The organism is Bacillus sonorensis NBRC 101234 = KCTC 13918 (assembly GCF_001592005.1).
GTDB classification, from domain to species: Bacteria; Bacillota; Bacilli; order Bacillales; family Bacillaceae; genus Bacillus; species Bacillus sonorensis.
Genome location: NZ_BCVZ01000003.1, coordinates 316,514 through 327,121, shown reverse-complemented (window position 1 = coordinate 327,121; position 10,608 = coordinate 316,514). Strand labels below are relative to the sequence as shown.

At 46.2% G+C, this 10,608-nt stretch carries 4 protein-coding genes and 1 pseudogene; all 5 read left to right on the top strand.

The genetic code is table 11. The features are described from left to right. Positions 1–3,559, top strand: a 3,559-nt coding sequence (locus BTR1S_RS06855; RefSeq protein WP_082800492.1) for a non-ribosomal peptide synthetase, incomplete at its 5' end; no start/stop codon positions are given. Between the two features lie 7 nt (positions 3,560–3,566). Next, complete coding sequence (locus BTR1S_RS06850; protein WP_155910125.1) at positions 3,567–7,412, top strand: non-ribosomal peptide synthetase; 3,846 nt, start codon at positions 3,567–3,569, stop codon at positions 7,410–7,412. Positions 7,413–7,631: 219 nt separating this feature from the next. Next, complete coding sequence (locus BTR1S_RS06845) at positions 7,632–9,002, top strand: MFS transporter (RefSeq protein WP_029418913.1); 1,371 nt, start codon at positions 7,632–7,634, stop codon at positions 9,000–9,002. An 87-nt stretch (positions 9,003–9,089) separates the two neighbouring features. Continuing rightward, positions 9,090–9,934 (top strand): annotated as a pseudogene (locus BTR1S_RS23565) (alpha/beta fold hydrolase). A 179-nt stretch (positions 9,935–10,113) separates the two neighbouring features. Next, positions 10,114–10,557: a hypothetical protein gene (locus BTR1S_RS06835; protein WP_029418912.1), complete on the top strand. Its 444-nt coding sequence runs from the start codon at positions 10,114–10,116 to the stop codon at positions 10,555–10,557. Positions 10,558–10,608 lie beyond the last annotated feature (51 nt).

The following is a 10,608-nucleotide window of genomic DNA, read 5'->3' as shown; positions in this document are numbered from 1 at the left end:
GTTTGATGCGATGTTAGTCGTTCAAAATAATGAGCACCAGCCGTTGCATATCAATGATCTGGAGATGAAGCCGGCAGAAGTTTCTCATCATGTTTCTAAATTCGATATCACATTGCAAGCGTCTGAGGGTGACAAGCAAATCCACTTACAATTCGAATATTCAACTGCACTTTTTAAAAAAGCAACAATAGAACGCTGGGCATCCCATCTGACAAATTTATTGGCTGATATCGTCAAAAATCCGGAAACTGCTCTTAACCATATCGACATTTTGACTCAAGAAGAGCGGAATAAGCTGCTGATTCAGTTTAACAGCGGACAAACAAATAAAAATGAAGAACACACCATCGATAAATTGTTTGCAAAACAAGCAGCACGAACACCGAAAGCGCCAGCACTTGTCAGCGGAGAAAAAATACTGACATATCAAGAATTGGATGAATGGTCTAATGGGATTGCACGAACGCTGCGCGGCCGGGGGGTTAAACCGGACACACCGGTAGGAATCATGATGCCTCGTTCATTCGGCATGATCGCCGCTATCCTTGGTGTTTGGAAAGCAGGCGGCTGTTACGTCCCAGTTGATCCGGCATACCCGGCGGAACGGAAACACTATATTCTTAACGACAGCCGAACAAAACTGCTCATCACATTAAATGCAATCGATTGGGAAGCACCTGCTGATTTTGAAGGAGAGATTTTGACTATGGAGTATGCGGAGGCATACGACAAATCACCGCTGCCGCAAGTATCGAATGCTCAGCATTTGGCTTATATCATTTATACGTCGGGAACGACAGGCCGTCCAAAAGGGGTGATGGTCGAGCATAAAAGCATTGCCAACACTCTTCAGTGGCGGCGGAACGCTTATGCTTTAGATGAGACAGACACAATCCTGCAGCTCTTTTCTTTCTCATTTGACGGCTTTCTGACAAGCACGTTCACACCGCTTTTATCTGGCGCAAAAACGATACTGCCTAATGAAGACGAAGCAAAGGATATTCTCGCCATTAAGCATGATCTGTCTCATCATCGGGTAACCCATATGATTATCGTCCCGGTATTATATAGAGCGCTTTTAGACGTATTGCAGCCGGAAGATGCAAAGACGCTTAGAGTGGTCACTCTTGCCGGAGAAGCGGCCGACCGGGAATTAATTGAGCACAGCTTGTCCGTATGCCCGCACATCGAACTAGCCAACGAATACGGACCGACAGAAAACAGTGTGGCAACGACCGTCATGAGACATATGGAACAGATGCAAAACGTAAGTATCGGGCGGCCGATCGATCATACCCAAGTCCTGATTTTAAACGGAAATCAGCTTCAGCCAATCGGTGTTGCCGGAGAGCTTTGCGTAGCGGGAACAGGGCTGGCAAGAGGGTATGTCAACAATCCAGAGATGACAACCAGATCATTCGTTCAGCACCCATTTCAGCCTGAAAAACGGATGTACCGAACGGGAGATGCTGCCAGGTGGATGGCAGACGGAACAATCGAATATCTGGGACGAATTGACGATCAGGTCAAGATTAGAGGGCATCGTGTAGAAACAAAAGAAATTGAATCGGTCATCCGCCGGATAGACGGAGTAAAAGAGGCAGTCGTGCTCGCTCATGAAACAGCGTCCGGACAAACCGACTTATGCGCTTACCTTGTAGCAGAACCAAAGCTAAACACAGATACGATACTTGCCGTATTGAAAAGCAAGCTGCCTTTATATATGATCCCTGTATTTATTCAAAAGCTGGACTCCATGCCATTATCACCGAATGGCAAGCTGGATCGCCGAGCGCTTCCAAGCCCGGCATTCAAGGAAGAAGCAGAGCGTACATTCCAGGCGCCAAACAGCGGGATGGAACAAACACTGGCAAATATATGGAGTGAAGTGCTTGGGGCGGAAAAAATCGGAACAGATGATTCGTTCTTCGAGCTTGGAGGAGATTCGATTAAAGCGCTGCAGGTGTCAGCGCGGCTGCATCGGATCGGTAAACAAATGGCGGTTAAAGATTTGTTCAGTCATCCGACCATTAAAGAACTGGCAGCTTATATCCGCGATTCCGACACAAGCTCCAGCCAAGCTCCGATTGCGGGAGAAGTGCAGTGGTCGCCTGTTCAGAAATGGTTCCTTTCTCAAGATATTAAAGAAAAACACCATTTTAATCAGTCTGTGATGCTTCACCGGAGAACCCCTATTCAGGAAGATGCGCTGCGCAAAACCTTAAAAGCAATAACAATTCACCATGATGCATTACGGATGGTGTTCACAGAGGACGATCAAGGAAAGCAGATTCAATATAATCGGCCGACCAGTCTTACAGCCGATGCGCTATACAACCTTCAGATTATCAATCTAAAAGAAGAAAATGCTGGTTCGCACGACGACAATGCATGGTACGAACCTATCATAAAACGCCATGTGCGCGACATTCAGCAGAAGATGGATTTGGAGAATGGACCGCTGCTGCAGGCCGGACTTTTCCGAACGGCTGACGGTGATTTCTTGTTCCTATCGGTTCATCACTTCATTGTTGACGGCATCTCGTGGCGCGTCCTGCTTGAAGATTTGGCATCAGCATATCGCCAAGCTGTCAACCGGGAAGAAATCCAGCTGCCGCCTAAAACAAGTTCGTTTCAAGCATACACAGAAAAACTCACTGACTATGCCAAAAGCCGCCAGCTCATGAAACAGATCGATTATTGGCGTGAAGCTGAAGAATACCAAGCCGGAGCGCTGCCATATGATCAAACAGACGCTCCAGCGGCAAACGAGAGAAAACGGGACAACGTTTCATTCTCGTTGAATGAAGAAGAAACGGAGGCGCTTTTAAAAGGTGTTAACAGCGCATATAACACGGATACTCAAGATGTCTTGATTGCTTCTGTTATTCTTGCTTTACAGGATTGGACGAAACAATCCACCGTCAAACTGTCATTGGAAAGCCACGGGCGCGAGGATGTGTTAGACGGCATTGACGTCAGCCGCACAGTTGGATGGTTTACTGCCATTTATCCGTTATTCGTTAAACTAAGCTCAATCTTACCCGATCCGGAAGAAAACATGGTTCATGTGTTAAAGACAGCTAAGGATACACTAAGACGGGTGCCAGACAAAGGATTCGGCTACGGTGTACTAAAGTATTTGACACCGCCTGACAAATCAGACATCCACTTCACCGGCCCACCAGAAATCAGCTTCAATTATCTCGGTCAATTTGAAAGCGGCAGTCCAAGTGAAACGCCTGAAGAGGATGCATTCTCGTTTTCTCCTGTCGGTGCCGGAGAAGATATCAGCACCACATGGAACCGCGAACAATCGCTGGATATCAGCGCGATCGCGGCAGAAGGAAAAATGACAATGAACATGAATTTTGACGCAGCCCGCTTTCAGCGAAAAACGATCGCACACCTTTGCGACAATTGCCATCAATACTTATTAAAGCTGATCAGCCATTGTCAGAACAAAACAGAAACAGAAAAGACCATCAGCGATTTTGATGATCATGAACTAACCGAGACCGCACTGCAAGAGATTTCCGATATGCTCAGTTTTCACTAATGAATCTGTGAAGAAAGGTGCAGACACTATGGATAAAACGAAAAAAATCAAGAATATTTATCCGCTGAGTCATATGCAGGAGGGGATGCTGTTCCACTCCTTCCTGCGTGAAAAGGAGGGGGCGTATGTTGAGCAGTCGCTCTTCACCATAAAAGGAAGCCTCAGCTATGACTGGTTTCAGCGCAGCATCCAAGTCATCATCGACCGCCATGATATCTTTAGAACCGTATTTTTGCCGCACGTCCCGAATTTGACGGGACCCCGGCAAGTCGTGATGGCTGAGCGGAGTTTCCATTTGTACACAGAAGATATTTCCCATCTGCAAACTAACGATCAGAAAAAGTATATTGAACGGTTTAAGGAAGCAGACAAGCAAAAAGGCTTTGATTTGCAAAAAGACATGCTGATGCGGATTTCTCTGTTAAAAACAGCTGAACATGAGCATGCCTGTGTCTGGAGCCACCATCACATCTTAATGGACGGCTGGTGTCTCGGAATCATTCTGCAGGAATTTATGCAAATTTATCAATCTATCCGTGCAGGAAAACCACTTTCTTTAGAGCCTGTCCGCCCGTACAGCACCTATATTTCCTGGCTGATAAAACAAGACAAAGAAACAGCGGCGGAGTACTGGGATTCCTATTTAAAGAACTACAGCACTCCATCACCGCTGCCACGTGTCGCTGATAAAGAAACAAAAGAAGGGTATTGCCGTGAAGAATTGACATTCACTTTAAATAAACAACTGACGGACAAGCTGAAAGAGACTGCCAAACAGCACGGCGTCACCCTTGCCACCCTGATTCAGACGGTCTGGGGCGTCATGCTCCAGCAATACAACCGCACAGATGATGTTGTTTTTGGCGCCGTTGTTTCAGGCAGGCCTTCGGAAATACCCGATGTCGAGTCAATGATCGGATTGTTTATCAATACCATTCCGATTCGCGTCAAAACAGATAGAGAAGAAACGTTTGCTGAGCTGCTCAAACGCTGTCAGAAAGATATGCTGGATGCTGAACCATTTACTTATCATCCATTATTCGAAATTCAGGGAAGCACTGCTTTAAAACAGGAGCTAATAGATCACATTATCATCTTTGAAAACTATCCGCTGCAGCAAAAAATTGCTGATTCAGCCGATCATATCGATGCATCTTTGCAAATCGATGAAGTAAAAGTGTCCGAGCAATCAGGGTACAATTTTAATCTTGTCGTTGCTCCCGGTGACGAACTCGTCATCAAGTTCAGCTATAATGCGCATGTTTACGACGTCTCCTGGATCAGCTGCATCAAGAGGCAGCTTACTCAAGCGTTAACTACGGCTGCAGATCATTCTGATTGTCCTGTTGCAGATTTTTCATTTCTTGATCCGACAGAGAAAGAAATGATAGTCACACAATTTAACGATACAAAAACGGACTATCCAAAGAATAAAACAATTATAGAATTGTTCCGCGAGCAGGCGAAAAAAACACCAGACCAAACAGCTGTCGTTTATGGGAATATGTCCATATCGTACCGGGATCTTGATAAAAAATCGGACGCACTGGCCAATGAATTGTATAAAAACGGACTTCGCCGAAATGCAATAGCCGGAATACGAGCTGCTCATTCACCTGAATTCATCATCAGTGTGCTTGCTGTTTTAAAAGCAGGCGGAGCGTACCTCCCTTTAGACGCCGAACTTCCGCCTGAACGGATCAGCTATATGCTTGAAGAAACAAACGCCGCAATGCTGATTGTTCAAAAAGGGCTGGTGCCCTTTGCAGCGTTCCAGGGGGCAATGATTACTGCGGATGCAAAGGCGGCTATTAAAGAAAACAAAGAAACGCTCAGCATCGCGTCGAGCCCAGGTGATCTTGCATACATCATGTATACCTCAGGCTCGACAGGCCGGCCGAAAGGCGTCATGATCACGAACCGCAATGTTGTATCCCTTGTATGCAACAGCAATTACACCTCGGCTTCTGTGCATGACCGGTTGATCATGACGGGGTCCATCAGCTTTGACGCCGTCACCTTTGAAATGTTCGGGGCGCTTTTAAAGGGCGCAGCCCTTCATATCATTGACAAATCGACAATGCTGACACCTCATCGTTTCGGAGCCTATTTGCTTGAGAACAACATAACAGTCCTGTTTTTAACTACCGCTCTTTTTAATCAGCTCGCCCAAGCTCAAGCAGACATGTTCCGCGGGCTTCATACGCTATATGTCGGAGGGGAAGCGCTGTCGCCTGCCCTTATAAATGCTGTCAGACATGCGTGCCCGGAACTTTCACTTTATAACATTTACGGACCTACGGAAAACACGACATTCTCAACCTTTTTTGAAATAAAAAGAGACTATGCAGCGCCGATTCCGATCGGGAAACCGATCAGCAACAGCACCGCTTTCATCTTAGATGCAAAAGGACGTCTTTTGCCGACGGGCGTTCCCGGCGAGCTTTGTGTCGGCGGTGACGGAGTGGCAGCCGGCTATTTGAACAAAAAAGACTTAACAAATGCCGTTTTCTGTCCTCATCCTTTTGTACCTGGAGAAAAAATATACCGCACCGGTGATTTGGCACGTTGGCTGCCCGACGGGAACTTAGAATATATCAGCCGTATTGACAGGCAGATGAAAATCCGCGGAAAACGAATTGAACCCGCGGAAATTGAAGCGCGGCTGTTAGAGATTGAGGGCGTGCGGGAAGCGGCAGTTACGTTGATAGAAAAAGACGGAGAGGCGCAACTGTACACACATTACGTCAGCGATCAGAGCAGAACCGAAAAAAGTATTCGCACTAATTTGGCACGTGTGCTTCCAGACTATATGGTACCTCAGCACTGGATACGGATTGGCCGTATGCCGCTCACCGGAAACGGAAAAATAGACCGCAGCGCACTTCCCGTCCCAGAAAACGAGCTCGAAAAGCGTGAGGATATCACACCGCCAAGAAACTGGGTCGAGCAGGAGCTCGCACAAATTTGGAAAAGTGTTCTCGGTATCAAAACGATCGGAATCTATGACGACTTCTTCGCCCTTGGCGGACATTCATTAAAAGCGCTGCAGGTCATTCACACGCTGAAACACCAGCAGGATATCGACATACCGATCGACTTTCTATTCGAAAATCCGACAATCGCCCAGCTCGCTGAAACACTTTATTCCAAACAGCTCAAAGCGGCAGACAAACAGCCGGTAATCAAACTGAATCAGCCAGGCGGACATCACCTTTTTTGCTTCCCGCCGATTTCAGGCTTCGGCATGTATTTTAAAGACCTTGCATTACAGCTGAATCTGAAAGCAGCCGTATACGGATTTCATTTTATCGAGGATGACAGCCGCATTGAACAATATGTGAATTGCATCATTGACAGACAGCCTGAAGGCCCGTACGTTCTATTAGGGTACTCCGCAGGCGGAAACTTAGCTTTTGAAGTGGTGCAAGCTATGGAGCGCAGAGGATTGGAAGTCAGCGATTTGATTATCATAGACGCTTATCCAAAGCAACAGCCTTTACCTGTTGATACCGAAAGTGACGAATCTGCAGTATACCTTCCTGAAGCAGTCAGAGAAACAGTGATACAGAAAAAAAGATGCTATCAGGAATATTGGGCTCAGTTAATAAATGAAGGCGGCATCAAGGCAAACATTCATTTCATTGAAGCCGGTATTCATGCTGAAAACACGAGACATAAAGAATTGCAGAAATGGAAAGGCGCTGCGGAGAGAGGCTATACCGAATACACCGGATATGGCGCGCACAAAGACATGCTGGAAGGCGCATATGCTGAAAAGAATGCTGCCATTATACTTGGGATTTTAGACGAGATCACTTTAGATAAAACAGTGCTGCAGCACAAACGATAACTGATACCAGCCGGACAGACGCGATCGATCTGTCCGTTTTTCTTTTATTTGTCAATATTTCATTTTGTTATATAATAAGAGACATCATACATAAGGAGGCGTTTTTATGAAGTGCGGAAAAACAATCAGGGTGAACATTAAGGGGGGAAGCGCATCATCTGCCCTATAAACTGCGTGATTCCCCTATAATGTGGGGGTATCATTTTGGTAGAAAAGCATTTGAACTCAGAGACGGAACAAACTGCTCATCAGCAGAAGAAAGCATTTTGGTGGCTTAGCTTTGTCGCATTCTTCAGCGTTATGAACGAAACCGTGTTTAATGTCGCATTGCCTGATATTGCAAAAGATTTCGGCGTGCAGCCGTCAGCGGCCAGCTGGGTGAATACCGGCTTTATCATTTCTTTTGCCGTCGGATCGATGGTTTACAGCAGGATTTCTGATATGTATGGTTTGAAAAGACCGCTGGTCATCGGTTTGTTCATATATGGAGGCGGCTCTCTGCTGGGGCTCCTTGCACACGCCTTTTTTCCGGCCGTCATTCTCGCGCGTTTTGTTCAAGGAGCAGGCGCATCGGCTGTACCGGCGCTTATCATGGTCATGATCACGCGCCACATTCGGCCGGAAGACCGCGGGAAAGCGTTTGGAATCGTTGGCTCAATAGTGGCGGCGGGGGAAGGAATAGGTCCGGCGATTGGCGGAATGATCGTGCATGAGATCCATTGGTCCTTTCTTTTTCTTCTTCCGATGGCGGCGCTTTTATCGGTTCCTTACTTTTCCAAAAGGCTTGTCGATGAGACTGTCTTGATACGTAATATCGATGTTTTTGGGATCTGTTTGCTTTCGTTTGCCATCGTGATGTTTGCGCTGTTTACCACGGAATACCACATCCTTTATATGACAGCGGGCTTCGTGGCGGTGAGCGGATTCGCACTACACATCCGCCGAGTGAAACATCCTTTTATCGAACCGTCTTTATTGAGAAATCGAAAGTTTGTTATTGTTGTTCTGTCCGGATGCGTGTTATTGGGAACTGTCGCCGGATTTATCTCCATGGTCCCTTATATGATGAGGACTGTGTATCATATGAGTGCCGGCATGATTGGCGGTGGAATTATCTTTCCCGGTACGATGGGCGTCATCCTTTTCGGTGTATTAAGCGGTACATTGACGGATCGGATCGGCAATCGTCCGGTTTTTTTCCTCGGTCTTTCATTCATTGCCGCAAGCTTTCTCGCTGCTGCAAAGTTTGGCGATCGGGCGCCGTGGATCATGACCGGATTGCTTGTGTTCACATTTTGCGGTCTTTCGTTTATCAAGACGGTGATTTCCAACAGCACCGCACAATGCTTGAAACAGGAGGAAGCCGGGGCGGGCATGGGAATCTTGAATTTTGCCTGCTTCTTATCTGAAGGGATTGGCATCGCATTTGTCGGCGGCCTGCTGTCGATCCGTGCGTTTGACATGCCATTTCTTCCGGCAATGGAAAATCCCGAGGGTGCTATATTCAGTGATATGCTGTATATTTTCACTTTTTTAGCGGTGGCCGGCGGCTTGCTGTATGTATTGGCTGACAGACGGATCAAGCGTTAAGCTCAACTGTTGTGCGGCTGGGATTGAGCGTCCCGGCCGCTTTTTGTATTCAATTGAAACGCAATCAGCGAAAGACCGTATATAGAAATGCTCGCGAAAGGATGGCAACTCATGATTAGAAAAAACGATTTTCTTGAAATGGAAGGCGAGGGGAAGCCCATTCTTGTCATGCACGGGGGGCATTCCAATTGCAATGAAGAATTCGGCTATCACGACTTGTATCAAAACGGTTTTTCGCCCATTACTTCTTCGCGGCCCGGCTATGGACGGACGTCTAAAGATGCCGGGGAATCTTTGGACCTCGCATGCCATTATTATGCAACATTGCTTGATCCATTTAAAAATAGAAAAAGTGCACCTGCTTGCGATGTCGGCCGGCGGACCGAGCGGAATTTATTTCGCCTTCAAATATCCCGATAGAGTTGAATCCTTGGTCTTGCAAAGTGCGGTAATCAAAACGTGGCTCACGACAAAAGATGCCGAGTATAGGATAGGAAGAATACTGTTTCGTCAGCCTGTCGAAAAGGCAGTATGGCAACTGGTATCTTCCTGTAATAACCGTTTTCCGAAATGGATGTTCAAACATATGATGTCTTCTTTCAGCAGCCTGCCGGCCAGGCGCTCGTCAAAATGAAAGAGAGCGATATTGAAGAGATGAGGAAAATGAATAACAGACAGGACAGGATACGGATTTCTGCTCGATATAAAGCATATTGAGGAAGTATCGGACCATTACTTAAAAAATATTACTTGTCCTGTTTTGATTATGCATTGCAGGCATGACCGCCTCATCCCGGATCATCATGCTTTCCTGCGCTGAGCATATCCCTTCATTACAGCTGTACGAAGCTGATGCTTGAGGGCATTTAATCTGGCTTGGAAGGGGAGCTGAGTCTGTTTCCCAGAAAGTCATTAGTTTTTTACATTTGTAAAAGAAGTACGACGTATTAGTGATAGATCATGATGTTCAGATTAAAGTAGGAAAAATGTGTATTTTATTTTAAATTTCGTAAATAATAGACAAGTATTATTTACAACATCATCCAAACAAGGTATATTATGATTGTGAAACCGGCCGGTTTACAACAATATTTGACAGGGAGTGACGTTTATGAAGTTCAAGCTCGTAAAGCTTTTGCCGATAGCCGCTGTTTTATCAGGCATGCTCGCAACCTCACAATCTGCTTCCGCGATTACTGGTTTGGCTGATCATAAAGAGTCGGCACTGGAAGTTCTCCCAGGGAATCATTATCAATGGAAACTGCAGACGGCCATAGATGAAGATTGGTTTCTTTGGCAGAATAAAACGGCAGACAAGCTTGATTTATCAGCTTCGTTAACTTCTCCAATCGGGAAAAACTTCGATTTGGAAGCGCACTATGTGACTTCGCAAAAAACAGTTGTCGTACAGGCAGAAGATCATGGCCCCGGGAAAACGGATTCCATTCACTTAACTGCGATTCAGCCAGGTGAAAAAGTTTATTTAAGACTGAAGTCACACGATGGGGACTACAGCACAACCAGCAATTATGATTTTACCTATTCTATCCAATGATGCTTCCAAACGCCCTCTTCGGCAAAGACTGAGGGGAAATATTCCATTCTT

Bases quoted from the DNA above. Each gene is read 5' to 3' on its own strand.
- BTR1S_RS06835 (WP_029418912.1), top strand. From the start codon at position 10,114: ATGAAGTTCAAGCTCGTAAAGCTTTTGCCGATAGCCGCTGTTTTATCA.